This window comes from Nonomuraea sp. NPDC003804 (assembly GCF_040610675.1).
In the GTDB taxonomy this organism is placed as follows: Bacteria; Actinomycetota; Actinomycetes; order Streptosporangiales; family Streptosporangiaceae; genus Nonomuraea.
The window spans coordinates 45374-70466 of sequence record NZ_JBEXMT010000025.1 but is presented as its reverse complement, the minus strand read 5'-3'; the positions used below and the strand labels follow the sequence as shown (position 1 = coordinate 70466).

20 protein-coding genes are annotated in these 25093 nt (G+C 70.2%); 11 read left to right on the top strand and 9 right to left on the bottom strand.

Going from position 1 to position 25093, the window contains the following annotated elements; all coding sequences use genetic code 11:
• Nucleotides 1–76 precede the first annotated feature (76 nt).
• The 3 genes from ABZX22_RS30570 to ABZX22_RS30560 are packed head-to-tail and all read right to left on the bottom strand — an operon-like array spanning nucleotide 77 to nucleotide 1550.
• Nucleotides 77–430, bottom strand: coding sequence for a DUF3703 domain-containing protein (locus ABZX22_RS30570; protein WP_354915383.1), 354 nt, complete (start codon nucleotides 428–430; stop codon nucleotides 77–79).
• The gene (locus tag ABZX22_RS30565) at nucleotides 427–1143 is read right to left on the bottom strand and encodes a cation transporter (RefSeq protein ID WP_354915380.1); all 717 of its coding nucleotides are present in this window, start codon (nucleotides 1141–1143) and stop codon (nucleotides 427–429) included. The genes ABZX22_RS30570 and ABZX22_RS30565 overlap by 4 nt, the downstream gene beginning before the upstream one ends.
• Nucleotides 1140–1550, bottom strand: coding sequence for a metalloregulator ArsR/SmtB family transcription factor (locus ABZX22_RS30560; protein ID WP_354915377.1), 411 nt, complete (start codon nucleotides 1548–1550; stop codon nucleotides 1140–1142). Before ABZX22_RS30560 ends, ABZX22_RS30565 begins: the two co-directional genes overlap by 4 nt.
• A gap of 187 nt (nucleotides 1551–1737) precedes the next feature.
• On the opposite strand from ABZX22_RS30560, the gene ABZX22_RS30555 reads away from it, so the two are divergent.
• Together ABZX22_RS30555 and ABZX22_RS30550 are read left to right on the top strand one after the other, a co-directional pair.
• Nucleotides 1738–2760 (top strand): MASE1 domain-containing protein, encoded by a 1023-nt coding sequence (locus ABZX22_RS30555; protein ID WP_354915374.1) that lies wholly within the window; start codon nucleotides 1738–1740, stop codon nucleotides 2758–2760.
• A gap of 127 nt (nucleotides 2761–2887) precedes the next feature.
• On the top strand, nucleotides 2888–3820 hold the full coding sequence (locus ABZX22_RS30550) for an NAD(P)-dependent oxidoreductase (RefSeq protein ID WP_354915371.1): 933 nt from the start codon (nucleotides 2888–2890) through the stop codon (nucleotides 3818–3820).
• Nucleotides 3821–3922: 102 nt separating this feature from the next.
• Here the strand turns inward: ABZX22_RS30550 and ABZX22_RS30545 are convergent, their stop codons facing one another.
• Nucleotides 3923–4303, bottom strand: a complete 381-nt coding sequence (locus ABZX22_RS30545; protein WP_354915369.1) for a hypothetical protein — start codon at nucleotides 4301–4303, stop codon at nucleotides 3923–3925.
• A 207-nt stretch (nucleotides 4304–4510) separates the two neighbouring features.
• Here ABZX22_RS30545 and ABZX22_RS30540 point away from each other — a divergent pair, with 207 nt between their 5' ends.
• Nucleotides 4511–6469, top strand: coding sequence for a S9 family peptidase (locus ABZX22_RS30540; protein ID WP_354915366.1), 1959 nt, complete (start codon nucleotides 4511–4513; stop codon nucleotides 6467–6469).
• Nucleotides 6470–7049: 580 nt separating this feature from the next.
• Here ABZX22_RS30540 and ABZX22_RS30535 read toward each other — a convergent pair.
• The gene (locus ABZX22_RS30535; RefSeq protein ID WP_354915363.1) at nucleotides 7050–8054 is read right to left on the bottom strand and encodes a LysR family transcriptional regulator; all 1005 of its coding nucleotides are present in this window, start codon (nucleotides 8052–8054) and stop codon (nucleotides 7050–7052) included.
• 68 nt (nucleotides 8055–8122) lie between these two features.
• Here ABZX22_RS30535 and dnaE point away from each other — a divergent pair, with 68 nt between their 5' ends.
• The 4 genes from dnaE to ABZX22_RS30515 all read left to right on the top strand — a co-directional run bounded on the left by dnaE (nucleotide 8123) and on the right by ABZX22_RS30515 (nucleotide 17025).
• A complete protein-coding gene (dnaE, locus tag ABZX22_RS30530; protein ID WP_354915360.1) occupies nucleotides 8123–11662 on the top strand; it encodes a DNA polymerase III subunit alpha in 3540 nt (1179 codons plus the stop codon).
• Nucleotides 11662–11985: a DUF6300 family protein gene (locus tag ABZX22_RS30525; protein ID WP_354915357.1), complete on the top strand. Its 324-nt coding sequence runs from the start codon at nucleotides 11662–11664 to the stop codon at nucleotides 11983–11985. Before dnaE ends, ABZX22_RS30525 begins: the two co-directional genes overlap by 1 nt.
• 250 nt (nucleotides 11986–12235) lie before the next feature.
• Nucleotides 12236–15652, top strand: a complete 3417-nt coding sequence (locus tag ABZX22_RS30520; RefSeq protein ID WP_354915354.1) for a protein kinase — start codon at nucleotides 12236–12238, stop codon at nucleotides 15650–15652.
• The gene (locus tag ABZX22_RS30515) at nucleotides 15637–17025 is read left to right on the top strand and encodes a protein kinase (protein ID WP_354915350.1); all 1389 of its coding nucleotides are present in this window, start codon (nucleotides 15637–15639) and stop codon (nucleotides 17023–17025) included. Before ABZX22_RS30520 ends, ABZX22_RS30515 begins: the two co-directional genes overlap by 16 nt.
• 127 nt (nucleotides 17026–17152) lie before the next feature.
• On the opposite strand, the gene ABZX22_RS30510 is transcribed toward ABZX22_RS30515, so the two are convergent.
• Both ABZX22_RS30510 and ABZX22_RS30505 read right to left on the bottom strand, forming a co-directional pair.
• Nucleotides 17153–18310, bottom strand: coding sequence for a cytochrome P450 (locus ABZX22_RS30510; RefSeq protein WP_354915347.1), 1158 nt, complete (start codon nucleotides 18308–18310; stop codon nucleotides 17153–17155).
• A gap of 44 nt (nucleotides 18311–18354) precedes the next feature.
• Nucleotides 18355–18960 (bottom strand): MFS transporter, encoded by a 606-nt coding sequence (locus tag ABZX22_RS30505; protein WP_354915344.1) that lies wholly within the window; start codon nucleotides 18958–18960, stop codon nucleotides 18355–18357.
• 372 nt (nucleotides 18961–19332) lie between these two features.
• Between ABZX22_RS30505 and ABZX22_RS30500 the strand changes: the two genes are divergently transcribed.
• From ABZX22_RS30500 to ABZX22_RS30485, 4 genes are all read left to right on the top strand, one after another.
• Complete coding sequence (locus ABZX22_RS30500) at nucleotides 19333–19845, top strand: MarR family transcriptional regulator (protein WP_354915341.1); 513 nt, start codon at nucleotides 19333–19335, stop codon at nucleotides 19843–19845.
• Nucleotides 19846–20173: 328 nt separating this feature from the next.
• Nucleotides 20174–21190, top strand: a complete 1017-nt coding sequence (locus ABZX22_RS30495) for an alpha/beta fold hydrolase (RefSeq protein ID WP_354915339.1) — start codon at nucleotides 20174–20176, stop codon at nucleotides 21188–21190.
• Between the two features lie 171 nt (nucleotides 21191–21361).
• Nucleotides 21362–21718, top strand: coding sequence for a PRC-barrel domain-containing protein (locus ABZX22_RS30490; RefSeq protein ID WP_354915336.1), 357 nt, complete (start codon nucleotides 21362–21364; stop codon nucleotides 21716–21718).
• Nucleotides 21719–22131: 413 nt separating this feature from the next.
• On the top strand, nucleotides 22132–22659 hold the full coding sequence (locus ABZX22_RS30485) for a carboxymuconolactone decarboxylase family protein (protein WP_354915333.1): 528 nt from the start codon (nucleotides 22132–22134) through the stop codon (nucleotides 22657–22659).
• Between the two features lie 77 nt (nucleotides 22660–22736).
• On the opposite strand, the gene ABZX22_RS30480 is transcribed toward ABZX22_RS30485, so the two are convergent.
• Both ABZX22_RS30480 and ABZX22_RS30475 read right to left on the bottom strand, forming a co-directional pair.
• On the bottom strand, nucleotides 22737–23960 hold the full coding sequence (locus ABZX22_RS30480) for an MFS transporter (RefSeq protein WP_354915330.1): 1224 nt from the start codon (nucleotides 23958–23960) through the stop codon (nucleotides 22737–22739).
• Nucleotides 23957–25027, bottom strand: coding sequence for a PLP-dependent cysteine synthase family protein (locus ABZX22_RS30475; protein ID WP_354915327.1), 1071 nt, complete (start codon nucleotides 25025–25027; stop codon nucleotides 23957–23959). Before ABZX22_RS30475 ends, ABZX22_RS30480 begins: the two co-directional genes overlap by 4 nt.
• Between the last annotated feature and the right edge of the window lie 66 nt (nucleotides 25028–25093).

Here is a 25093-nt window from a genome sequence, read left to right as displayed (position 1 = left end):
GCGGCCCGCGACCGGGATCGGGCGCCTCCACCGGGAAGGCCCGATCCCGTCGCCGCCCGGCCGGCGGCGCCCGCGATCAGGCGGCGGCGTGCAGCAGCTCGGCGAGGTCGGCAGGCATCGGCATGGGCTGGGTCAGGCCGACCCGGGCGCGGCCCGTGTTGCCCTCGGGATAGCGGCCCAGCGCGGAGCCGGGCGCGGCCACGATGATCCTGATCACCTGCCCGAACGCCTCCCGGCGATCGCGCTGGGCGACGGCCAGGGCGAACATGGCCACGTGGTTGCGGGTGTGCGGCCACGGCCAGGGCTGGGACAGGATGTGCGCCCGTTCCAGATGCCGCCACCGGGTCGCGGCGTCGGCGGCGGCGCGGGCGGCGCTCATCTCGGCGCGATATGCGGCCCGCACGTGAGCGGGCATCGGACGGCCGGTCATCGGGTGTCCTCCGTGGTGTTCGAGCAGCAGCCATCGCCGCAGGCGACGGACGTGGCAGCGGCCGACCGGCGCGACGACGTGGCCGGTACGGCGCAGCAGCCGTCCCCGCGCCAGGCCGCCCGCCCTTCCCTGACCGCCACGCCGGCGATCACCAGGGCGGCGACCGGGTCGGCCCACGACCAGCCGAACAGGCTGTTGAGCGCCAGCCCTGCGAGCAGGACCGCGGACAGGTAGGTGCACAGCAGCGTCTGCCGGGAGTCGGCCACCGCCGAGGCCGAGCCGAGCTCGCGGCCGGCCCGGCGCTGCGCGGCCGACAGGAAGGGCATCACCAGCAGGGACACCGCGGCCAGGATCAGCCCCGGCGTGGAGTGATCGGCCTGCCCGGCGCCGAGGAGCGCGCGCCCGGCCTCGACGGCGACGTAGGCGGCCAGCGCGAAGAACGAGATCGCGATGACCCGCAGTGCGGCTCGCTCCCGCCGTTCGTGGTCGGCGGCGGAGAACTGCCAGGCCACCGCCGCGGCCGAGGCGACCTCGACGACCGAGTCCAGACCGAAGCCGATCAACGCCGCCGAGGAGGCGATGCCGCCGGCCGTGATGGCGACGGCCGCCTCGATCACGTTGTAGGTGATCGTCGCCGCGACCAGCAGCCGGATGCGGCGCCGCAGGACGGCGCGCCGCGCCGGGTGCGGGCCGGGCAGGTCCAGCGCGGTCACGACACGCCCTGTCCCGCGACGAGATCGGTCCCGTCGGCGTGCTCGTCCGCCGCGATGCCGTGGACGGGGCACAGGGTGACCGCGTGGCCGGTGGCGGCCAGCAGGTGCTCGGCCGAGGCCAGCAGGTCCATCAGCTCGGGCCGGGTCAGGGAGTAGAACGACTGGCGGCCCGCGGGCCGGTAGTCGACCAGGCCGCAGTCGCGCAGGCAGGACAGGTGCTTGGAGACCGTGGACTGGGCCAGGCCGAGTTCGCAGGTCAGGTCCACCACCCTCGCCTCGCCTCTGGCCAGCCGCTGCACGATGCGTAGCCGGTTCTCGTCGGACAGGGAGTGGAACAACGCGGTCGCGGGGGACATCCCCGCGGCGATGTCGGCGCTGACGCACCGGCCACCATCATTGATCGCCATATGGCGATGATATCCCAGAATCGGATCGATAGGGAGGTCCGCGAGGTGCGGCGGCCTTCTTCGCGGTGGCTGGGTGATCGCGTCGTCCCAGGTCGGCGGGCATGTCAAGCCTTATGCCGGGAGTCGCGGAGCGATAAGGTGGGGCAGGCAGCCTCGACCTGTTCGACTTTCTGCGTGGTGAGGCTTCGTGGGGCACGACGGAGGGCTCCGGGGTCACGCTGCGACGGGCCTGCGCGTCCTGCTGGTCGCGGGCCTCTACGTCGCGGCGGCCAAACTGGGGCTCCAGCAAGAGCTGGTCCGGGGGCAGGTCACGCCGTTGTGGCCACCCACCGGCATCGCCCTGGCGTGCCTTCTGCTGCTGGGCGTGCGCATGTGGCCGGGGATCACCCTGGGCGCCTTCATCGTCAACATCACGCTCGGCCCGTCGATGCCCGCGGTCGTGGCGATCTCCGTGGGTAACACGCTCGCCCCGCTGTGCTCCTACCTGCTGCTCACCAGCGTGGGGTTCCGTAGCTCGCTGCTACGGTTGCGGGACGCGCTCGCGCTGGTGTTCCTCGGCGCCCTGGCCGGGATGCTGATCAGCGCCACGGTGGGCAGCGCCACGCTGGTGCTGGCCGACGTGGTACGGCCGGGCGAGTTCTGGCCGACGTGGTCGGTGTGGTGGACGGGCGACGCCATGGGCGTGCTGGTGGTCACGCCGTTCCTGCTCGCGCTCCACCGGGCCTTCCAAGGGCCGTGGCACCCGCGTCCGGCCCGGGTGGCGGAGGCGGTGGCGTTGCTGGTCAGCATCTTCCTGGTGACGCTGGTGGCGACGAGCAGCTCCATCAACCTGCTGTTCCTCGTCTTCCCGTTCCTCATCTGGGCCGCCCTGCATTTCAGGCTGCTGGGCGCGACGGCCTGCGCGCTGGTCGTCTCCACCGTCGCGATCGTCGCCGCCGCCCGCGGCACCGGTCCGTTCGCGCACCATGATCTGCTGGTCGACATGGTCACGCTGCAGGCCTTCAACGGGTCGGCGGCGCTGACCGCGCTGCTGCTCGCGGTGATCATCGCCGAGCGCGACCAGGCGTACCAGAACATCGAGCAGATCTGCGCCCGGCTCGTCGCCATGGCGACCAGCCTCGAGCGCGGCCAGATCGTGAAGCCGTGGCCGGCCCCGCCTGAGCAGGACTCGTCACCGACCCGCCACGCCGACAGCGAGCTGCCGGGCTGACCTGTCCCGAACTGTCACATCCGGACGGGCTGTCTCGTCCCATCCACCGAAGCGGCGCACGCCGACGTCGATGTGCACAGGGAGGACAGGTGTCGAACCACAAGCACCACGCGAAGCGAGGATCGCGATGAAGGTGCTGCTCGCCGGGGCGACCGGCGCCATCGGGCTGCCGCTGCTGTCCGCGCTGGAGGCGGCGGGTCACCAGGTGACCGCGATCATCCGCGACCCCGCCAAGGGGAGGCTCGTCGCGGATCGCGGCGCGATCGCGGTGGTGGCCGACGTGATGGACCGGGACGGGCTGCTGCGCGCCGTGGACGGCCGCGCCGTCGACGTGGTCATGCACCAGGCCACGGCGCTCCGCGGCGCGCGCCGCACGCTGCGCCCCGACGACCCCACCCTCGCCCTGCGCGGCAGGGGGACCGCGCACCTGCTCGAGGCCGCGCGCGTGACAGGCGCCCGGCGCTTCGTCACCCAGTCGCTGATCACCGGGTACGGCTACCGCGATCACGGCAGCCGGGTCCTGACCGAGGACGACGTCTTCGGCCTGCGCGTCGGCAACGTGGGCGATCTGGTGACGGACGCCAGCGTGGCCACCGAGCAGCAGGTCTTCGCCGCGGACGGCATCGAGGGCATCGCCCTGCGCTACGGGATGTTCTACGGCAGGAACGCGTTCAGCGACATGTTCGCGGACCTGATGCGCAGGCGAGCTCCGGTGCTACCGCGTGGCAGGACGGCAACCACGTCGTTCATCCATGTGGAGGACGCGGCGGCGGCCGCGGTCGCGGCCATGGAACGCGGCAGGGACGGGCAGGCCTACAACATCGTCGACGACCACCCGGCGAGCTGGCGTGACTTCATCACCGCGGTCGCCCGGGCACACGGCACCCCGCGGCCGCTCGCGCTGCCCCGGTGGATGATGCGCCTGGCCGTTCCCTACCTGGGACATCTGATGATCGACACCTCGATGCGGGTCTCCCATGCCAGAGCGACGCGAGAACTCGGCTGGACCCCGACCTACCCCGACCTGCGGGCCGGTCTCGGCCTGGCACCGTCGAGCTGACCCGCGCTCGTGACGCCGAAGCGCGTGGTCGGCCGTCCGTGTGATTGATCACGAGCCCCGGTCCGCCTTACCGGTGCACCGGGGTGTTCTCACCGACATCCGTCATCGCCGAACGGGCGGAATCTGAACGCCGTGTGCCTGGAGCCGAGAAACGATCAGATCTCGAAGCTCACGTTCCTGAGCGGCCGTGTCGTGATGTCCCACCCGGTCACCGGTTGCCGCCCAGCGCTCGAGGACGTCAACCGTGAGAAGCCATCGGGCGATCGTGAGTTCGGGTTTCACGATCTCGTCCGGCGGCGGCCACTTTCCTGAGCCCGGAACGCCGGGTGTCCAGTGGGCGATCTGATCCCAACCGGCCCGTCGGACGCTGCGCGCCCGCTGACGACTGCCGTCTACCGTCTCGACGCCGGCGTCGTTGTCCATGCACGCGTCGACGAGCCCCCACTGACGGAGGGGCATCGCGATGACGAGGCCGACACTCATGACGGGCATGGTGCCGAGATCGCGGGAGGCGGTCAAGGTGGGAATTCGGGAAAGGCTACGTCGCAGCCCTCGGAGGTTACCCGTAACTGATCTGGGGCTCATCGCGTTCCAGGATGAAGGGCCTGCCGGAGATGCCCGGTCGTCACGGATCTGAGGCATGATCGCCGAAGGGCGGATCAGCACCTTCGACGCTGGGGGACGAGTCTCATGAGTAAGGTCACGCCGCAGCTGATCGTGGACGGTGCCGCGCCGCTGCACCCGGTGATCTCTCCGGACGGTCGGCGGGTGGCCTACACGGTCGCCGCGATCGGGCGGAAAGAGCAGCACGCGATCAGCGCGATCTGGGTCGCCGCGACTGACGGGAGCGCACCGCCCAGGAAGGTGACCGCGGGTACGGCGAAGGACTTCCTCCCGCGCTGGGCGCCCGATTCGGCCTCGCTCTTCTTCGGGTCGGATCGGGTGGAGCGAGGCACCGTCCAGATACATCGGATATCGCTCGACGGCGGCGAGGCGGAGGTGCTGACCACCTGGACGAGCGGGATCTCCGACCATCTTCCGCTCGCCGACGGCCGGCTGGTCGCGGTGGTGGCCGCGGCGCAGCCGACGGATGAGGACGAGCGCCGGCAGGCTGAACGCGACGACGCCGAAGTGTGGGGAGAGCGGGTGCCTCACGGCCGGTTGTGGCTGCTCGACCTGGACACCGGTCAGTTCCGCGAGGTGGACGGATTCGGCGACAGGCACGTCGTCGAACTGGCGCAGCGTCCGGACGGCGGACCGCTCGCGGTGCTCACTTGGGCCACCCCGGACATCGATCCTGTCCGCTTCACCTGCGACCTGCATGTCGTCGACCTGGAGACCGGCAAGGTCCGGGATCTCGGCCCGGCGGCGTCGGAGGCGTCCTCGCCGACCTGGTGGAACACGGACGGCAGCTGGCATCTGTGCTACCTGGCGACGACCCCGCCTGGTCCGGTCGGGGGCCGCGCTGTCTTCGAACTCACCGTGCCCGAGTCCGGCGCTGCGGGGGATCACCGAAATCTGACCGGCGGCATGACCGTCTGCCCGTCTGGTCTGGCGCAGGTTGCCGACGGGCCGCCGCTGGCGCTGTTCGCCGACGGGCTCGACACCGCGGTCTACCGGCTCGATCCCGAATCGCGGCGGTTCCAGTGGATGTCCTCCGTGGAGGGCCACGCCGCCTCACTCACCGCGAGTCGCTCGGGCGAGGTCGTCGCCGCGCTGGCGAGCACGGCGTACGAGCCGATGAACGTCCACGCCGGGCCGCCTGACGGTCGGCTCATCCGGCTCAGCGACACCAGGCCTGAGCTGCGCGAGCTCGGGTGGGGAAGGCAGGAACGCCTCTCGTACAAGGCGTCCGACGGGCTCGACCTCGACGGGTTGCTGATCCTGCCGGCTGGGAGAAGCCGCCACGACGGCCCGTTCCCGCTCATCACGCTGGTGCACGGCGGGCCGTACGACAGGCATGCCGACCGGTTCATGCTCAGCGTGAACCCGTCCGGGCAGTGGCTCGCGACCGCCGGCTACGCCGTCTTCCTGCCCAACCCACGGGGCGGCGAGGGGCACGGGCACGCGTTCGCCGCGGCCGTGGCGGGCGCGGTCGGCATGGACGAATGGACGGACATCGTCAGCGGCATCGACCTGCTGATCGCCGACGGCGTCGCCGATCCGGATCGGCTCGGAATCGGCGGGTGGAGCCACGGCGGGTTCATGGCCGCCTGGGCCGTCGGGCAGACGAGCCGGTTCAAGGCCGCGGTGATGGGTGCCGGCATCAGCGACTGGGGCATGCTCGTCGCGACCGGTGAGTGGGGAATCCTGGAAGCAGGGCTCGGTGGAAGCTGCGGCTGGGAGGGCACCGGCCCACACCGGCACGACCAGGTCAGCCCCATCGCGTACGCCTCGAAGATCCGCACGCCGGTGCTGATCCTGCACGGCGAGGACGACACGAACGTGCCGGTCGGCCAGGCCACGTACTTCCATCGTGCGCTGCGGTGGTTCGGGGTCGAGCACGAGTTCGTCGTCTATCCGAGAGAAGGCCACGCGATCCAGGAGCGCAACCACCAGCTCGACGTGCTGCGGCGCACCCGCGCGTGGTTCGACCGGTGGCTCGCCGATCCCGCATCGGATCGCACCCACGGAGCGGCGGCTCGTTGATCTCCCATCTAGAGTGCGAGCACGAGGCCAACCGATGGTAGGCGCCTTCCCTGCGTCTGCGGAGCCGACTGCCTGAAAGGTGACTGACTGGTGACGAGGTTGAGAACTGAGCGACTGGTGCTGCGCCGCTGGCGTGAGGAGGATCAGATCCACAGCCGGTGCTGAGTCGGCACCTGGTGGTGCACAGGCCGACCTCGGTGAGGGTCCGCAGGTCCACGCACCCGCGCCGGTAGGCCTGACTTGACCGATCGCCGCGGAACGCGGCCGGATGGTCCAGGACCTGCACGCCGAGCTTGATGCAGGCCCGGTACTCGCGCCGCCGTACCTCGCAGGTCATCGTCATCATGTCCGGTTGGCGCTCCTGCCGGATCATGCCCAATAAGGGCAGGACCGAGGGTCTGGGTGTGCCATCGATGGCTGGGTGGCGGGGCGCCGACCACCCGGGGCGCCCGCGCCGATCACGAAGGCCGGCAGTCCGCCTTCTCATGGCCAGGACGGTAGGCACGCCACTGGGAGAGATCCTGCATCCGGCTGGGTCAACGGCGCCGGTGACCCGTACGGTCCAGCGGGTGAGCGCCGGCTAACGCGGTCCTGGACCGGCGGCGATGACGGCGCGGTCGGGGTCCGGCAGCCACTGGTGCCGCGGGTCGAACGGCCGGAAGGTGGCCTCGACGAAGCGGATGAGCCGGGCCAGCACCGGGTGATGGTTCTGCCGGTGGCACAGCAGCGAGCACGGGTACACGGGCACGGGCTCGACGATCGGGACCTGGACGGTGCGCGGATGCCAGGGGAGCCGGCACAGCTTCCCCACAAACCCGATGCGCTCGCCGGCGCCGATCTCCTCCACGAAGTACTCCCAGCCGAAGTCCGGCCCCGAGGTGTCGATCCGGATGTCGAACGCGGCGCCGAGGAAGCGGTAGAACTCGGCCCACTCGCTGTCCGGGACGTTGCCGGGCATCCACACGGTCGATCCCGACAGCTGTTCCATCGTCACGTCCCGCCGCTCGGCGAGGGGATGGTCGCGGCCCATCAGCAGGTGCAACGGTTCCAGGTAGGCCGGGACGTACCGGAGGTCCTCCTCCAGCGTCCCGCTGACGCGGGCGAAGGCGGCGTCGACGGACCCGCGGGCGAGCGCGCCGCGCGCCGATCGCAGCCCGTTGGAGGTGACGACGTCGATGTCGACGTCCTCGGCGGTCTGGTGGAAGGCCCGGATCAGGTCGATGGACCCGAGCCGGGTGTCCAGCACGTCGACCCGGAGCGAGCGGCGCCGGCCGCGCAGCACCTCGAGTGCCTGGTCGGCGATGCCGACGAGGGCGCGCGCGTGATGCAGGAACGTCCTGCCGTCCTCGGTGAGGTCGGCCCCGTTACGTGACCGGAAGAACAGCCGCACGCCGAGGTCGGACTCCAGCCTCGCGATCCGCTTGGAGACGGCCTGCTGGCTGATGCCCAGCCGGGCCGCGGCCTCGCTGAAGGACCGGTCCTCGGTGACGGCGACGAAGGCGCGGACCGTGCCGAGATCGAGGTCCGCCCTGCCTCGCTCGACAACCGCTGGTTGTGGCGTATCGGCGTGTCGATTGTTGGACAACCGGTCCTGCTCTCGGGTCGAATGCTCGGGTTCGCAGCCGAGCCTACAACTGGGAGGCGTGGTCTTCGGTGAGGTCATTCGTCCATCTCCACGTGCACACCGAGTACAGCATGCTCGACGGCGCCGCCAAGGTCGGCCTGCTGATGGACGAGGTCTCCCGGCAGGAGATGCCGGCCGTGGCGATGAGCGACCACGGCAACGTGCACGGCGCGTACGAGTTCTACCGAACGGCTCGCCGGGTGGGGATCAAGCCGATCATCGGCATCGAGAGCTACGTCGCGCCCGCCTCTCGGCACCAGCGGCAGCCGGTGTTCTACAGCGACAACCTGGCGCTGCGCCGCTCCGACGACGAGACCGGCGAGGGCGGTGACGTCTCCGGGCGCGGCCTGTACACCCACATGACGATGTGGGCGGCCGATGCCCGGGGCCTGCGCAACCTGTTCCGCCTGCAGTCCCGCGCCTGGCTGGAAGGACACGTCCAGAAATATCCGCGCATGGACGATGAGCTGCTCGCCGAGCACAGCCAGGGCCTCATCGCCACGACCGGCTGCCCGTCCGGCCAGGTGCAGACCCGGCTGCGGCTCGGCCAGTACAGCCAGGCCGTCGAGGCCGCCGCCCGCTGTCGCGACATCTTCGGTCCGGACAACTACTTCCTGGAGTTGATGGACCACGGCCTCCCCATCGAGCGCCGGGTCCGCGACGACCTGCTCAGGCTCGGCAAGGAGCTCGACCTGCCGCCCCTGGCCACCAACGACTCGCACTACGTCACCGAGGACCAGGCCCAGGCGCACGACGTGCTGCTGTGCGTCGGCACCGGCAAGCGGCTCACCGACGCCGGCCGCTTCCGCTTCGGCGGCAGCGGCTACTTCGTCAAGTCCCCCGAGCAGATGCGCGCGCTGTGGGACGCCGAGGTGCCGGGCGCCTGCGACAACACCCTGCTGGTCGCCGAGCGGATCGGCGACTACGACGAGGTGTTCGCCCATCGGGACCTGACGCCGCGCTTCCCCGTCCCCGAGGGCGAGAGCGAGTCCAGCTGGCTGCGCAAGGAGACCCTGCGGGGAGCGCGGCGCCGCTACGGCGGGCACCCGCCGCAGGAGGTGCTCGACCGCATCGACTACGAGCTGTCGGTCATCGACACCATGGGCTTCCCCGGCTACTTCCTGGTGGTGGCCGACATCTGCCGGTACGCCCGGGAGAACGGCATCGGCCTGGGCCCCGGCCGCGGCTCCGCCACCGGATCACTCGTCGCCTACTGCACGGGGATCACCCAGCTCGACCCGATCGAGCACAAGCTGATCTTCGAGCGTTTCCTCAACCCCGAGCGCGTCTCCATGCCGGACGTCGATCTCGACTTCGACGACCGGCGGCGCGACGAGATGATCGACTACGTCACCCGCAAGTACGGCGCCGACCGGGTCTGCCAGATCGTCACCTTCGGCACCATCAAGGCCAAAGCCGCCATCAAGGACTCCTGTCGCGTGCTGGGCCTGCCGTACGCCCTGGGCGATCGCATCACCAAGGCGTTCCCCGCGGCGGTCGGCGGCAAGGAGATCCCGCTGGCCGCCATCCACGACGAGCGCCACGCGCGCCACGGCGAGGCGGCCGAGCTGCGCCAGATGTACGAGCAGGACCCCGACGTCAAGCAGGTGATCGACACCGCGGTCGGCATCGAGGGCCTCACCCGCGGCACCGGCATCCACGCCGCGGGTGTGATCCTGTCCAGCGAGCCGCTGATCGACGTGATCCCGCTGGCCAGGCCCAAGGCCGACGGCCCGGTCATCACCGGCTTCCCCTTCACCCAGGCCGAGGACATGGGCTTGCTGAAGATGGACTTCCTCGGCCTGCGCAACCTCACCGTGATCGGCGACGCGATCGCGGGCGTCCGCGCCAACAAGGGCATCGACATCGACATCTTCGACGTCCCGCTCGACGACGCCAGGACGTACGAACTGCTGGCCCGCGGTGACACGCTCGGCGTCTTCCAGCTGGACAGCGGCGGCATGCGGGTGCTGCTGAGACTGATGCAGCCCACCACGTTCACCGACATCGCCGCGGTGAACGCGCTGTACCGGCCCGGCCCGATGGAGATGAACGCCCACACCAACTACGCGCTGCGCAAGACCGGCAGGCAGCCGGTCGAGCCGATCCACCCCGAGCTCGGGGAGGTCCTCGAGCCCATCCTGGGCGACACCTACCATCTGGTCGTCTTCCAGGAGCAGGTCATGGCCATCGCCCAGCAACTGGCCGGGTACTCCCTCGGCGCCGCCGACATGCTGCGCCGCGCCATGGGCAAGAAGAAGAAGGAGGTCCTGGACGCCGAATGGGACCGGTTCTCCACCGGCATGCGCGAGCGCGGCTTCGCCGAGGAGGCGATCACGGCGGTCTGGGACGTCCTGGTCCCCTTCAGCGGCTACGGCTTCAACAAGTCGCACACCGCCGGCTACGGGCTGGTCTCCTACTGGACCGCCTACCTCAAGGCCAACCACCCCAGCGAGTACCTCGCCGCGCTGCTCACCTCGGTCGGCGACGACAAGGACAAGATGGCCGTCTACCTGGCCGACAGCCGGCGCCTGGGCATCAGGGTGCTGCCCCCCGACGTCAACGCCAGCCGGCTCGACTTCGCCGCCGTCGGCTCCGACATCCGCTTCGGGCTGGGCGCCGTGCGCAACGTCGGAGCCGGTGTCGTGGACGCCATCGTCGCCACCCGGGAAGCCGCCGGCCACTTCACCGACTTCAACGACTTCCTCGCCAAGGTCCCGTCCGCCGTCTGCAACAAGCGCGTCATCGAGTCGCTGGCCAAGGCCGGCGCCTTCGACAGCCTGCGGCATCATCGCAAGGCCCTGGTCGCGGTCCACGAGCAGGCCGTCGACGCGGTCATCGACGTCAAACGGAACGCGGCCCGCGGCCAGGAATCGCTGTTCGGGCAGCCGGGCGAGAGCGGCGCCTTCTCGATCGCGATCCCCGAGGGAGAGTGGGACAAGGCCACCCTGCTCGCCTTCGAACGCGAGATGCTCGGCCTCTACGTCTCCAGCCACCCGCTCGACGGCGCCGAACGCGTCCTGGACGCCAACCGCGACACCACCATCGCCGACCTCCTGGCCTCCGGACGGCAGGACGGCGTGTGCCGCGTCAGCGGCATCGTCTCCGGCCTGCAGCGCAAGGTCACCAAGCAGGGCAGCCCGTGGGCGATCGTCACCCTCGAGGACCACGACGCCGCCGTGGAATGCCTTATCTTCCCCAAGACCTACACCCTGTACGGCGAAGCACTGGCCCAGGACCGCGTGATCTCCGTGCGGGGACGGATCAACGTACGCGACGAGACGGTGAGCGTCTACGGCGAGGAGGTCAAGCTCCTCGACGTCTCCCAGGCCGGCACCGAGCCTCCCGTGGTGATCTCGGTCCAGGAGACTCAGCTGAACCCGCGGCTGGTCCGGGAGTTCAGGCACATCCTGACCGCCCATCCCGGCCGGGCTCCCGTCCACGTGCGCGTGCACCGCCACGGGACCACCAGCGTGCTGATGGACCTGCCCTTCCGGGTCGCGCCGGAACCGGCGTTCTACGGCGACGTCAAGGCGCTGCTCGGGGCCAACGCGATCGGCCACGCGTGATGGGCGACTGGGCGTGCCCCCGATGCCGCGCCGACAGCGTCCTCGCCGTCCTGCGCCGCCCCCACGCCTGGACGAACACGTCGGGAAACCCGGTCCGGGGCCGCAGCGACGTGCTCCTGTGCGCCCGCTGCGACGCGGACGATCCCCTCACCGGCCCGATCGTCACGTACTTCGCCGTCCACGGATCAGCGCGGCCGGACAACGTGGGGCAGCTCGCCCGGCTCCTGCTGCGCTGGGCCGACCGGGCGCGACCGCCGGCGCCGGACGAGAAGGCGCTGCGAGCCGAGGCCGAGGCCGAGGCCTGGCGCCGGGGCGAGCTGTGACCGCCGGCGATCAACGCCGCCCGCGGTGGCGGGCCGGCGGCGGGTCCCGGCATCGGACCGAGTTCCCGTGCGCGGCGCGGGGGTGTGGCGCTGGACGGCGGGCGGCGGCGGCCACTACCAGCGCCGATCCGACCCGTGATCGCGACGTGTCACTGGAGCTTCCAGTGCCGTGAAATTTTGCGCCATCAGTGCCGATATCCCCGTACGGATATTGGTTAGGGTGATGCGGGTGGGTGACGCGGCGGGGTCCATGAGCGAGCCTTGGCGGGTCGGTGATGTCATCGACGGCCGGTACGAGGTGACCCGAGTACATGAGCACGGCGGGATGGGGCTGGTGTATCGGGTCCGGCACCTGCTGTGGGGCGCCGATCTCGCGGTGAAATGCCCCCGCTCCGAGCTGTTCCGCGACGCAGCCGACAAGGAGCGGTTCGTCACCGAGGCCGAGGTGTGGGTGTCGCTCGGGCTGCACCCGAACGTGTGCGCCTGCCACTACGTTCGCACGCTCGGCGGCATTCCTCGCGTGTTCGCGGAGTACGTCGCGGGCGGCAGCCTGCGTGACTGGATCGACGACCGCAGGCTGTACGAGGGTACGGAACGTGAGGTGCTCACCCGCATCACGGATTTCGCGATCCAGACCGCGTGGGGCCTTGAGCATGCGCACAGCCGTGGCCTGGTGCACCAGGACATCAAGCCCGCGAACGTCCTGCTCGATGAAGAGGGCACCGCGAAGGTCACCGACTTCGGGCTGGCCAGGGCTCGCGCCGTCGCCACGACGACGCCCACACGCGACAGCGCGCCCGGCGTCAGCGTGCTGGTCCCTTCCGGTGGCCTGACCCGTGCCTACGCCTCGCCTGAACAGGCCTCTGGCGAGGCGCTGGGCAGGCGTACCGACATCTACAGCTTCGCGGTGTCGGTGCTGGAGATGTTCACCGGCGGGATCAGCTGGATGGCGGGGCCGATCGCGGGGGAGGCGCTCGCGGCCTACCGCACCGAAGGACCGGGCGCAGCCGGGCTTCCTGCCATGCCCGGTGAACTCGCCGACCTGCTTGAGCGGTGCCTGAGCTTCGACCCCGCGGATCGGCCGGGCACGATGGCCGAGGTCGCCGCCAGCCTGGCCGGGATCTACCAGCGGATCTCGGGTGGCCTCTATCCACGTGCCACGCCTGTGGCGGCCGATCTGCGGGCCGGCGAGCTCAACAACAAGGGAGTGTCGCTGCTCGACCTCGACCGCACGACCGAGGCTCGGGAGACGTTCACAGCGGCGCTGGCGGCGGACCCGCAGCACCTGGAGGCCACCTACAACGCCGGCCTGCACCAGTGGCGCCACGGCGAGATCACCGACGAAGAGCTCGTCACCGGGCTCGAAGCGATCCGCGCCGATGCCGGGGACCCCTGGCAGGCCCGCCACCTGCTCGCCCAGGTACACCTCGAGCGCGGCGACCTCACCGCCGCCCGCGCGCTTCTCGAAGAGATCGGTGACGAGCCCGAGGTCCAGGCGGCCATGCGGACCGTCCAGTCAGGACGGCTCACCGACGCGCGCTGCGTCGAGGCCAGGGCGATCCCGTGGGCGCTGTACCGGGATGACGAGCTGACCGAACCTGACGGGCCGTACAGGATGGGCCCTTACATTCTCACCAGCCTCACCCCCGACGGTCGGCTGCTGCTGACCGGTGGCCGCGACGGCATGGCGAAGTTATGGGACCTGCGCAGCGGGGAGTGCCTACGGGAGATCAGGGCGCACAGCGGAGAGCTGTGCTCGGTCGCTCTCACCTCTGACGGGCGCTTCGCCGCCTCCACGGGCAAAGACGAAACCCTGCGGCTGTGGGATCTCGGCACGGGCCGCTGCGTGCGCGCTTTCCCACTCGAACCGCCGCCCCGGTTCGGATACGCGACCAATCCTGTCGCGCTGAACGCCGACGCGAGCACGGTGCTGGTGTCGAACGCGGACGGGCCGATCCAGGTCTTGGACGTCCATGGCGGAAAGATCAGGCGGACCCTCGCAGGGCTCGCCGGCGGCGTGCGCTCGATCGAACTGACCGCCGACGAGGGCTTCCTGCTCTCCACCGGCAAAACCACAGGCGAAGTCCGGCTCTGGGATCTCAGCTCAGGCCGCCACCGGACGATCCGCGCCGCCGACACTCCGACGGTCAGCGCCAGTCGCCTTGACCCGGAGGGCCGTTTCGCGGTCATCGGCGCCAAGGACGCCACGATCAGCTTGTGGGACCTCCGCACCGGCCGCTGCCTGCGGACCATGAAGGCACCCTCCGAGGTGGAGACCCTGTCACTGAGCGCAGACGCGCGTTTCGTGCTCTCCGGCTCGATGGACAAGACCGTCCGCCTCTGGGATGTCGCCGGCGGGCGTTGTCTGCGGACCTTTCGTGGGCACCGCTCCGCTGTGCGTGCCGTACGGCTGAGCGTGGACGGCCGCTCCGCGGTCTCCGCGGGCCAGGACAACGCGGCCCGTACGTGGGGCCTGCCCCTCGATTGGAACGCCACACCGCAGCTGAGCAAGCCGCGGCGGCACGAGGAACTGAGCCGGCTCGCCACCGAGGTCGAGGCCCTGGTCTCCGAGGCGGAGCAGGAGATCGCTGCCTCCCGGTACTCGCGCGCGCTCGACCTGCTCACCCGGGCAAGGGCGATCCCTGGTCACGAGCGAGCGGCTCAGGTGCTCACCGCCTGGCGGGCGCTGGGCCGGCACACGGTCCGTATCGGCCTGCGGGGGGTCTGGCCGACGACGACCTTCGCCGGGTACTCCGTCGCGCTCTCCGCCGACGGCAAGATCGCGGTCACTGACGGCGGCGACGGGGCCGCCCGGCTCTGGGACGCCGCCAGCGGAGCCTGCGTGCGCGTCCTTGAAGGCCCTGCGAGCGCGTTGAACGACCTCGCCCTGAGCGCCGACGGCCGACGAGTGCTGGCGGCAGGGCACGATGGCAAGCTCCGGCTGTGGGACGCGGGGACCGGTAAGTGCCTGCATGTTCTGTTCGCGGCCACTCACAGCGCGCACTCGGCGCGGTTCTACGACGGCGGCCGGAAAGCGGTGGCCGCCGTCAATGACCGGCTGCAGTTCTGGGACCTGGCCGAAGGCCGCCTCCTGCGGGCCGTCGAGAAATGTGACATGGCGGACTCGATCTGGGTCAGCCCTGACGAACGCGTCGCCGTGACAACCGGTCGAAGCACGAAGATCACGCTGTGGAATCTCCGAAGGCAACGGCGGTTGCGCGTCCTGGAGGGGCACGAGGACCGGGTGAGGTCGGTGTCGATGAGCACCGACGGGCGTTACGTGGTCTCGAGCGGCGACAGGTGCATCCGGTTGTGGGACGTCGTGTCGGGGGCGTGCGTGCGAGTTCTCGAGCACCCGGGCTATGCCATGGAAGCCAGGCTCAGCAGCGACGGGCGCTTCGTGCTCTCGGCTGACGGCGACTCCGTTCTCAGGGTCTGGGATGTCCAGAGCGGGCAGATGCTGCGCGCCCTGGAAGGACACCACAGGCGGATAAGCGGGCTCGCGTTCGCCCCCGACGGCAGCTTCGTCCTGTCCGCGGGCGGCGGGACCGTCCAGCGCTGGGAGCTCGACTGGGAACTGGCCGCACGCGAGCCGGCGGACACGGCCGAACACCCAGGCGCGATGTGGAGCAGGATGATGTGGAGCAGGACATGGAAACGGCGATGACGCGGCCGGCCACCGTCACGTTGAAACTGGTCAAGGGCACGCTCGCCCGGACCGACTACGTGTTCGACGAGCGGACCACCTGCGTGCTCGGCCGCGCCGACGACTGCGCGCCGCAGTTGCCGAACGACAAGGACCACAGCACCGTCTCCCGGCATCACTGCCTGCTCGACCTCAACCCGCCCGACGCGCGCATCCGCGACTTCGGCAGCCTCAACGGAACCTACGTCAACGGCAAGAAGATCGGCCAGCGCGAGGCGCACCAGACGCCCGAGGAAGGCGCAGCGCTGTCGTTCCCTGAGTACGACCTGGCCGACGGCGATGAGATCAGGATCGGCGAGACGGTCTTCAAGGTCGGCATCCTGCCCGCCGAGGGCGTGGTGAAGCGCACGCTGGAGCTGGCCAGGTGCAAGGTCTGCGACAGGGAGGTGGGCAGCGAGGTCGGCGCCCGCTCCGGTGCGTACGTCTGCGCCGCCTGCCAGGCCAAACCGGCGGAAGTGGCCGCGATGCTGCTGAACCTCGCGCGCGGCGGGCGCCGCGACCTCGCCTCCGTCGCCGGGTACACGATCCTTCGCGAACTCGGCCGAGGCGGGATGGGCGCGGTGTTCCTCGCCCGCCACGAGAGCACGGGCGAGGAAGTGGCACTGAAGGTGATGCTGCCGAGGGTGGCGGCCGGCGCCGAAGCGCACGCCCGATTCCTGCGCGAAGTGCAACTCACCAGGGCGCTGCGACACCCGAATGTCGCCGCCCTGTACGACGCCGGATCAGCAGACGGCACGTTCTACTTCACCACGGAATTCTGCGCGGGAGGCAGCCTCGACCAGCTCCTGCACCGCAGGGGCGGGCGACTCCCCGCCACGGAGGCCGTCAGCCTGGCACTGCAGGCGCTGGAAGGCGTGAGACACGCGCACGAGCAGGGCATCGTCCACCGCGATCTCAGTCCACAGAACATCCTGCTGAGTAAGGAGGCCGACGGCGCACTTACGGCGAAAGTGGGCGACTTCGGCCTCGCCAAGGCCTTCGACCAAGCCGGACTGAGCGGGCTGACCAGGACGGGAACGGCTGCGGGCAAGCCCTGGTACATGCCCCGCCAGCAGGTCGTCAACTTCCGCAACGCCTCGCCCGCCGTCGACGTCTGGGCGCTCGCCGCCTGTCTCTACCACGCCCTGACCGGCCAGTACCCGAGGGATTTCCCCGCAGGAAGGGATCCGTGGCAGATCGTCCTGCAGTCACCGCCGGTGGCGATCCGCCGCAGGGACCCAGGCGTACCCAAAGCACTGGCCGCCGTCATCGACAGAGCGCTGCAGGAGAAGCCCGCGATCGGTTACCAGAGCGCGGCCGACCTCCACGACGCGCTCCGCACCCTGACCCCGTGACCGCGACTACGGGCTCACCCGGCAGCCGCCGATGGCCCTGGTCAAGATCGCCGGGGTTCGGTGGGCGGTGGCGGCGCCGACGCCACCAGGCCACGGCCGCTGGCCGGCTACAACTGTCGACGGGTTATCACCCCCGTAGGTTCACCGGGAGAGCGGTCAACCGGCTTCCCTGGATGCCGCCGAGGTCGGTCTGCTGGAGTTCGGCGAGCGGCACCGCGAGGCGTGCGCTGGGGAAGTCGGCCCGTACGACCGCGACGATCGCGCTCAGCTCGAGTTGGGCCAGTTGGGCGCCGGTGCAGTAGTGGGGGCCGGCGCCGAAGGTCAGGTCCGGTCCGATCGACCGGCCGGGATGGGTGTTGATGCCCTGGATGTCGATGAGCACCGGGGAGCGGGCGGGCAGCCGTACCCCGGCGAGCTCGACGTCGGCGGCGGTGAACCGCCAGAGGCTGAAGGGCGCCGGCGCGTGGCGGCGCAGCGTCTCCCGGACGAAATCCTCGATCGTGACCTCCTCCGCTGGGACGCCGTCGCCGTCGAAGACGTGAGCGAGAAGGAATCCCAGCGACGGGTCGGTGGTGAGCTGACCGGCGTAGATCAGCGTGAAGATCAGGTAGTGCATCTGGGCCTCGGTGAGCTCTTCGGGGACCCGTTCGCGCAGCTCGGCGGCCAGGCCGTGCCGGCCCTCGTCGAGTGCCGCGGCGGCCAGTTGCCCGAAGGCGGCCATGGCCGCGCTCACCTCGCGGGGGTCGGCGCTGTGCATGCCCCGGCAGGCCGCGATGGCCTGGTCGATCCGGTCGAGGGGTACGCCGAGCACGTCGCAGACCACGGTGAGGGGGAACCGGGTGGTGAAGTCGGCCATCAGGTCGACCGTCTCACCGGTTGCGGCGAGTGCGGTGAGCTGTTCGCGGGCGAAGCTCGTGATCCGTCCGGCATAGTCCTGCATCCGCCGGGCGGTGAAGAGGGGAGCGTGCGCCCGGCGCAGCCGCGCGTGCGCCGGGCCGTCGAAGGTGGTCAGCGACGGCTGCGCGGCTGCGGTCGGCTCCAGACCCGCGGTTCGCGGGTCCCAGTGCGCCGGCGCGTAGGCGGTGTCTTTCACGATGTGCGGGTGGACGAGGGCCTCCCGGGCGAGGGCATCGTCGGTGATGATCCATGCCGGGCCGCCGGCCGGGGCGTCGGCCTGGACGATGGGACCGGCGGCGCGCAGGGCGGCGCGGGCGGGATGGGGTTCGCCGATCCCGCGGACGGTGACGGCGAACGGGTCGACGGTGGCACGGGGCGCGTCGGTCATGGAGTCTCCTTGGGGGCGGTCTGGATCGGAGGGTGCGGCAGGCGTCACGTGTGGGTGTGCTTGGGGAGCGTGTCGGTGTTCTTGGGGAGGAGGAACATGAGCGCGGCCGCGGCGGCGTAGCAGGCGATCTGCCAGGGCAGGATCGTGGTGAGGGCGTCGCCGTACGCGACGAGACCGGAGGCTCCGTCGCGCAGGGAGCCGTCCAACCGGGCGAAGAACACGACGCCGAGGACGGCGACGCCGAGCGCGTTGCCGATCTGCGTGATGGTGGTGAGGACACCGCCCGCGGCTCCGGCGTCCTGGGCGGGCACGCCGGCGAGAACGACGTTGATCAGGGACGGGGCGGTGAGACCCAGCCCCGAACCTCCCATGAACAGGGGCATGGCCAACTCCCAGGAAGAGGGTTCGCCGCCATCGCCGACGATGAGGAGCAGGACGACCTGGGACGCGGCCAGGAGCAGCGCGCCGTAGACGAGGAGGGCTCGACCGGCACGGTGAGCGAACCGGACGCCGATCCCGGAGGTGGTGATCGAACCGACGGCGTACGGCAGGATGACCAGCCCGGTTTCGAGGGCGGTACGTCCGGCGCCGAGCTGGAGGTAGAGGGACAGCAGCAGGAAGAAGGAACCGAGCGCTCCGAAGAACAGCACGGAGACCGACAGGCGCCCGCTCCGACCGAGAGCGTGTAGCCGGCCAGCATCCACTGCAGTGCGGCCTGGCCGGCGCCGAGGTCCTGGGCGATCGCCGGGGCCGCCACGCTGACGATCGTGGCATCGAGGAGCTCCATGAAGGACGCGGTGAGGATCGCGGCCAGGACGACGGTCGCCGTGCGGCCGGTCAGGAAGAGCGCGGGTGCCGCTCGGTCGCCGTGGCGGCGGGTGGGGGTGGTCATGCTGGGCTGAACTCCCTTGTCAGGAGGCAATGGGATAGCATGTCTGCGCAACACAGTAGCTGCGTCACGCAGCAAAAGTATCACGAACTTCACTGCGCGACGCAGCGAAATAATGGGGAGGGGTGCCACGATGGCGGAGCCGGGACCGGGCAGAGAAGCGCTGCTTGCCGAGGTCACGAAGGACGTGGTGCCAAGCTGGGCGATCCTGGTCGTCCAGCTCAACAGCCTGGTCGCCGAGCGGCTGGGGGTCACCGACACCGACGTGCAATGCCTTCACGTACTGGGCCGTCACGGCCCGACGACACCGGGCATCCTGGCCAAGCACGTGAACCTCACCACCGGATCGGCCTCACGCATGATCGACCGGCTCGTCGCCGCAGGCTGCGTCCGCCGGGTGGCCGACCCTCACGACCGCAGGAAAGTGCTCATCGAGCCCACCCGGGAAGGACTCGACCGGGTCAGTGCCGCCTACTCGGGACTGATCACCCGCACACGAGACGACCTCGGCGACTTCGACGACGCGGAGCTCGCCACTATCGTCCGATTCATGAGAACGGCCGAACGCAGCACCGCCGCCGAAATCCACCGGCTCCAAGCCACGGACGGCGGCGCGGGAGTGCACGCCCAGCACACCGCTGGTTAGCCGACGTCGGGAACCCATCGAACGACGGCGGGAAGGGACTGGCGCGCAGCATTGCCCAGGTCGAATTCGCCCGGCCAGGAGAGTGCGCGCGGTTGTCCGACCAGAACGTCGCGCCCGCTGCCCGGCCGTTACCGGCGTTCCCGGCCACTGCGGGCTGCTCGCGGTGTGGTCCGGCCCTTGATCGTTTCTGGTCGCAGGACCGGCGATGTCGGTGGTCGGTCGGCGGGTGTCCACGATCCCCCTCATCTGGTCGCCCTGACGTCGGGATTAGGGTGAAACTCGACGGAGGAATGAGGTGCCGAGATCGACGATCGGCAAGGAGACCTCGATGGACTACGACCTATTCGAACAGGGCGACATCCAACTGCAGAGCGGCGCCACACTGCGCGACGCCAAGCTGGCTTACAAGACCTACGGCGAGCTCAACGCTGACAAGAGCAACGCGATCGTCTATCCGACGTGGTACTCGGGCCAGCACTACGACAACGAGTGGCTCATCGGCGAGGGCATGGCACTCGATCCGTCGCGATATTTCATCGTCATCCCCAACATGTTCGGCAACGGGCTCTCGTCGTCGCCGAGCAACACCCCGCCGCCACATGACGGGGCACGGTTCCCGGACGTGACGATGTACGACAACGTCCGAGCCCAGCACCGTCTCATCACCGAGCGGTTCGGCATCGAGCGTCTGGAACTCGTCACGGGCTGGTCGATGGGGGCCGGGCAGACCTACCAGTGGGCGCTCAGCTACCCGGAAATGGTCCGTCGGATCCTTCCCTTCTGCGGCTCGGCGAAGACCAGCATCCACAACATCGTCTTCCTTGAGGGCGTCAAGGCTGCGCTCACCGCCGACTCGGAGTGGAACAACGGCTGGTACCGCGAGCAGCCGCGGGTCGGACTTCGGGCGATGGCCCGCGTCTACGCCGGCTGGGGCTTCTCCCAGCAGTTCTACCGGGAGAAGCGCTACGAGCGCGAGCCGCTCCGCTACGGCTCTCTGGAGGACTTCCTCGTCGGCTTCTGGGAGGGATTGTTCCTCAAACGCGACGCGAACAATCTCCTCGCCATGCTGTGGACGTGGCAGAACGCCGACATCGGCAAGACCCCGGGTTTCAGCGGCGTCGAGGCGGCACTCGCCGCCATCCGCGCACCGGCGATCGTCATGCCGGCCCAGCAGGATCTCTACTTCCCGCCCGAGGACAACGAGTGGGAGGTCGCCCACATGCCCCTTGCGGAGCTGCGGATCATTCCCGGCTCGTGGGGGCATTTCGCCGGAGGGGGCCTCAATCCGGTGGACACGAAGTTCATCGACAATGTGCTCAAGGAATTGCTCGCGCGGGAGGTCTAGAAGCTGTGTCTCAGCTCTCCTGACGGTGCGCGCCGGTTTGTCGCTCTTGGTCATCCCAGGCACCGTGACCGGCAGATTTGCGCAATCGCGTGCGGGTAGAGGTGCCGCGACCGGCCCACCGTGGCGCCGGTCCGGGGGCGCAATCTGCCACTGAAACGCATGGAGACGCGTATGACGTACGGGATTTGGGACTATCGGCCCTCGTCCAACTACAGCGCGGACGCCGGCCTGGTCGGCTACAAGGTCGAGGCGACCGACGGCTCGATCGGCAAGGTCGACGAGGCCAGCGAGCAGGTCGGCTCGGCCTACCTCATCGTCGACACCGGGCTGTGGATCTTCGGCAAGAAGGTCATGCTGCCCGCCGGCACCATCGACCGGATCGACACCGAACAGCGGAAGATCTACGTCGACCGTACCAAGGAGGAGATCAAGAACGCTCCCGAGTACGACCCCGACAGAGGCCACGACGACGTGGACTACCGCGAGCGGATCGGCGGCTACTACGGCCCGTTCTACGGCGGTGCCTAGCCCCGATGCCGTGCAGTTGACGGCGGATGTGTGAGCGGGCCGCGCAGCCGCAACGTCTCCAGAGCGATCTGGATCAGGCTCGGGCCGAGACGCGTGCCGTGCGTGAGCAGCCGGCAGGCGAAGGGAGGAACTGCGTCAAGCGCGCGCCTGAGCTTGCCCTGCTGGATGCGGCTGGTCCTGGGCCCGATCACCAGAGCGCTGATCGCGGCCCTGTCACGCCTGTCACGCCTGTCACAGCGCGACCGGCGTATTCGTCGGCCATGACCCCACCACCGACGGGTCGCATGGGTACATGCCGGAGAAGCGGGTCCCGCGCCCGCGTGCGGGCGCCGCACCCGTCAGGGCCGCGGTCAGGTCCGGACCGGCCTCCTCGTGGTATACGGTAGGGGGGTACCGTACGTTGAGGAGGACGCATGCGACGCCTGACGGCACTGGACCCGGCAGAGGCACCCGAGAAGTCCCGGGAGCTGTTGAACGACATCATCGGCAGGAGGGGCGGCGTGGGCCAGATGGTGTCCACGATGGCCCACTCACCTGCGCTGCTGCAGGGATACCTCGACTTCTCCAAGGCCATGAAGCGGACGAAGCTCCCGCGGCCGCTCAGCGAGAAGATCTCGCTGGCCGTACAGGAATGGATCGGTTGCGCCTACTGCCTCGACGCGCACGCCGAGGCCGGTCGCGCGGCCGGCCTGAGCGAGGCGGACATCGCGCTCGCCCGCCAGGGCACCTCCGTCGACGCCCGTGAGGCGGCACTCATCGCCGTGGCCGTTCGCGTGCTGGCCGAGCCGTCCTCGCTGACCGACGAGGACGTGGCGGAGCTGCGGGCGCACGGCTGGAGCGACCGGATCATCGCGGAGATCGTCGGCCTGGTCACCCTCAACCTGCTCACTGGCGCCTTCAACCTTCTCGCCGGCCTGGAACCGGCCGAAGAGAGCGTGTAGGGGGCGGGACGTCACCCCGGCCGGCTCCGGGACGGCCGCGGCCGATGGCGCCCGCGGCCGTCCCGGCGGAGGCCGTCCTACGCTCGGGCGATGCGGCCGGTCGCCGGGGCGCGGTCATCGCGGCCGGCGGGGGATCGGCCCTGCAGGTGCACGGCCGCCGCGCACGCCCACCCCACGACGGCCAAGCCGCACCACGGCAGCGCGGGAAGACCCAGCGACCGGCTCGCGTCGAGGGCCGCGCCGGTGAGCAGGTTGCCCACCGCGACGCCGATGCCGGACAGCGTGCTGTAGAACCCGTAGGAGGTCCCCACCAGCCGGTCGCCGCCCAGCTCCGTGATCGTCGCCATCTCGAACGGATAGACGACCATCGTGGCCACGGTCAGCAAGGCGGTGGTGAGCAGCACGGGAGCCAGCACGAGAGCCGGTGGCGGTGTCATCGGAACGGCCAGCGGCAGGAACGCCGCCCCCATGAGCGTCAGACCCCGCACGATGGCCTGCCGTGCCGTCCATCGGGCCCTGATCCAGGCGGTCAGCCGTACCTGGCCCGCCACGGCCAGCCCGCCGGACACGGCGAACAGCAGCATGACGCCGACCTCGCCCCCCGTGAGCCGCCGCACCTCCAGCGGCAGCCCGAGATAGACCTGGAAGTTCAGGACGTACGAGCCGGCCATGGCCAGGGAGAACAACAGCAGAGGGCGGTTGCGGAGCACCTGCCGCCAGCCGTACAGGATGGATCCGTCACGGTGGCCGGCCCGCGCGGGCATGGCCCTGACCTGCGCGACGGCCAGGAGGGCGAAGAGCGCGGCCGCCACCAGACACGTCAGCCGGAAGCCCGCGCCCTGGAGAAGCAGCCCGATGAGCGGCCCGATCAGGATGCCGGCCTGGTAGAAGACGTTGAAGGCGGCGAACGCCGCCACCTTGCTGTCGCCCGCTTCGTGGGCGAGGTAGGCGCGCGCGGCCGGGTTGAACAGGGCGCCGGCCAGCCCGGTGAGCGCGGAGGCGATGATCAGCACGGGTACCGCCTCGGCCAGGCCCAGCAGCGCGAATCCGGCGGTGCGCAGGACCAGCCCGGCCAGGATCATCGGCTTGTAGCCCAGCCGGTCGGCCAGGCTGCCGCCGAGCAAGAACATGCCCTGCTGGCTGAGGTTGCGCACGCCGAGGATCAGTCCGACGAGCCAGACGGCCAGGCCGAGGTCCCCGGCCAGATGGTTGGCCAGGTAGGGCATCAGCATGTAGAAGCCGATGTTGATGGTGAGCTGGTTGATCAGCAGCAGCCTGATCGGCTTGGTGAACGACCTCATGGCGCCACCGGGTCGATGACGGTCGTGCACCGGGTCCAGCGCCGCACTTCGGCGTCGAGCGGGTGGCCGACCTCGTCCGGCTCGGGATCCGGCTTGCGGGAGAGCAGGCCGTGGTCGTCACAGTAGGCGTCGTTGTAGATCGTGTCGGCGTAACGGTGCGGACCGTCGGGGAAGATCGCGGCGATCCGCGTGCCGTCGGGGTGCGTCCTGGCCAGCCACGAGGAGACCAGGGCCACTGCGCCCACGCTCCAGCCGCCGCTGGCGTAGTGCCCCGACGCCAGGCGCCGGCAGGCCCAGACCGCCTCGTCGGGCGCCACCCAGTGGATCTCGCTGAAGCTGTCGTAGGCGACGTTGCGCGGATGGATGCTGCTGCCCAGGCCGCGCATCAGCCGCTGCCGGGCGGGCTGACCGAAGATCGTCGAGCCGATCGTATCGACTCCGACCAGGCGAACGCCGGGGCAGAGCCGCCGAAGCGTCCGATGGACGCCCGCGCTGTGACCGCCGGTGCCGACGCTGCAGACGAGCACGTCGATCCGGCCGAGCTGGTGGGCGAGTTCCCTGGCCAGGTCGTCGTAGGCGCTGACGTTGTCGGGGTTGTGATACTGGTCGGGGCAGTGGCTGCCCGGGTTCTCCTCGAGGAGCGCGCGCACGCGCTCGCGCCGTGCCTGCTGCCAGCCGCCGGTGGGGTGCGGCGCCGGCACCGTGTCGACGCGGGCGCCGTAGGCGCGCAGCAGCCGATGCATCGCGGGCTCCATGCCAGGATCGGTCACGAGGACGACCGGGTGGCGGTAGACGATCCCGGCCAGGGCCAGTCCCAGGCCGAGCGTTCCGCTGGTCGACTCGATGATCGAGGCTCCCGGCCGGAGCGCTCCCCTGCACCGGGCCTGCGCGATCATGTACAGCCCGGGGCGGTCCTTGATGCCGCCGGGGTTGCATCCCTCCAGCTTCGCCCAGAAGCCGCGCTTCCCGTCGCCCCAGAGTTCCGGCACCCACAGCACGGGGGTGTCGCCGACCAGGCTCGACAGTTTCGGCGCACGGCAGAGCCGGCGCCTCTCGGTGGTTCCCATGATGAATGTCCTTGCCATGACGCGTGCGTACGGATGTCTCGGGCAGGCGTGTGCCGGGCACACGCC

Excerpts from the sequence above, each read along its gene's own strand:
- ABZX22_RS30490 (WP_354915336.1), top strand. The coding sequence starts at position 21,362 with ATGACGTACGGGATTTGGGACTATCGGCCCTCGTCCAACTACAGCGCG.
- ABZX22_RS30500 (WP_354915341.1), top strand. The coding sequence starts at position 19,333 with ATGGCGGAGCCGGGACCGGGCAGAGAAGCGCTGCTTGCCGAGGTCACG.
- ABZX22_RS30560 (WP_354915377.1), bottom strand. The coding sequence starts at position 1,550 with ATGGCGATCAATGATGGTGGCCGGTGCGTCAGCGCCGACATCGCCGCG.
- ABZX22_RS30525 (WP_354915357.1), top strand. The coding sequence starts at position 11,662 with ATGGGCGACTGGGCGTGCCCCCGATGCCGCGCCGACAGCGTCCTCGCC.
- ABZX22_RS30510 (WP_354915347.1), bottom strand. The coding sequence starts at position 18,310 with ATGACCGACGCGCCCCGTGCCACCGTCGACCCGTTCGCCGTCACCGTC.
- ABZX22_RS30540 (WP_354915366.1), top strand. The coding sequence starts at position 4,511 with ATGAGTAAGGTCACGCCGCAGCTGATCGTGGACGGTGCCGCGCCGCTG.
- ABZX22_RS30480 (WP_354915330.1), bottom strand. The coding sequence starts at position 23,960 with ATGAGGTCGTTCACCAAGCCGATCAGGCTGCTGCTGATCAACCAGCTC.
- ABZX22_RS30515 (WP_354915350.1), top strand. The coding sequence starts at position 15,637 with ATGGAAACGGCGATGACGCGGCCGGCCACCGTCACGTTGAAACTGGTC.
- ABZX22_RS30520 (WP_354915354.1), top strand. The coding sequence starts at position 12,236 with ATGAGCGAGCCTTGGCGGGTCGGTGATGTCATCGACGGCCGGTACGAG.
- ABZX22_RS30570 (WP_354915383.1), bottom strand. The coding sequence starts at position 430 with ATGACCGGCCGTCCGATGCCCGCTCACGTGCGGGCCGCATATCGCGCC.
- ABZX22_RS30495 (WP_354915339.1), top strand. The coding sequence starts at position 20,174 with ATGGACTACGACCTATTCGAACAGGGCGACATCCAACTGCAGAGCGGC.
- ABZX22_RS30485 (WP_354915333.1), top strand. The coding sequence starts at position 22,132 with ATGCGACGCCTGACGGCACTGGACCCGGCAGAGGCACCCGAGAAGTCC.
- ABZX22_RS30545 (WP_354915369.1), bottom strand. The coding sequence starts at position 4,303 with ATGAGTGTCGGCCTCGTCATCGCGATGCCCCTCCGTCAGTGGGGGCTC.
- ABZX22_RS30550 (WP_354915371.1), top strand. The coding sequence starts at position 2,888 with ATGAAGGTGCTGCTCGCCGGGGCGACCGGCGCCATCGGGCTGCCGCTG.
- ABZX22_RS30475 (WP_354915327.1), bottom strand. The coding sequence starts at position 25,027 with ATGGGAACCACCGAGAGGCGCCGGCTCTGCCGTGCGCCGAAACTGTCG.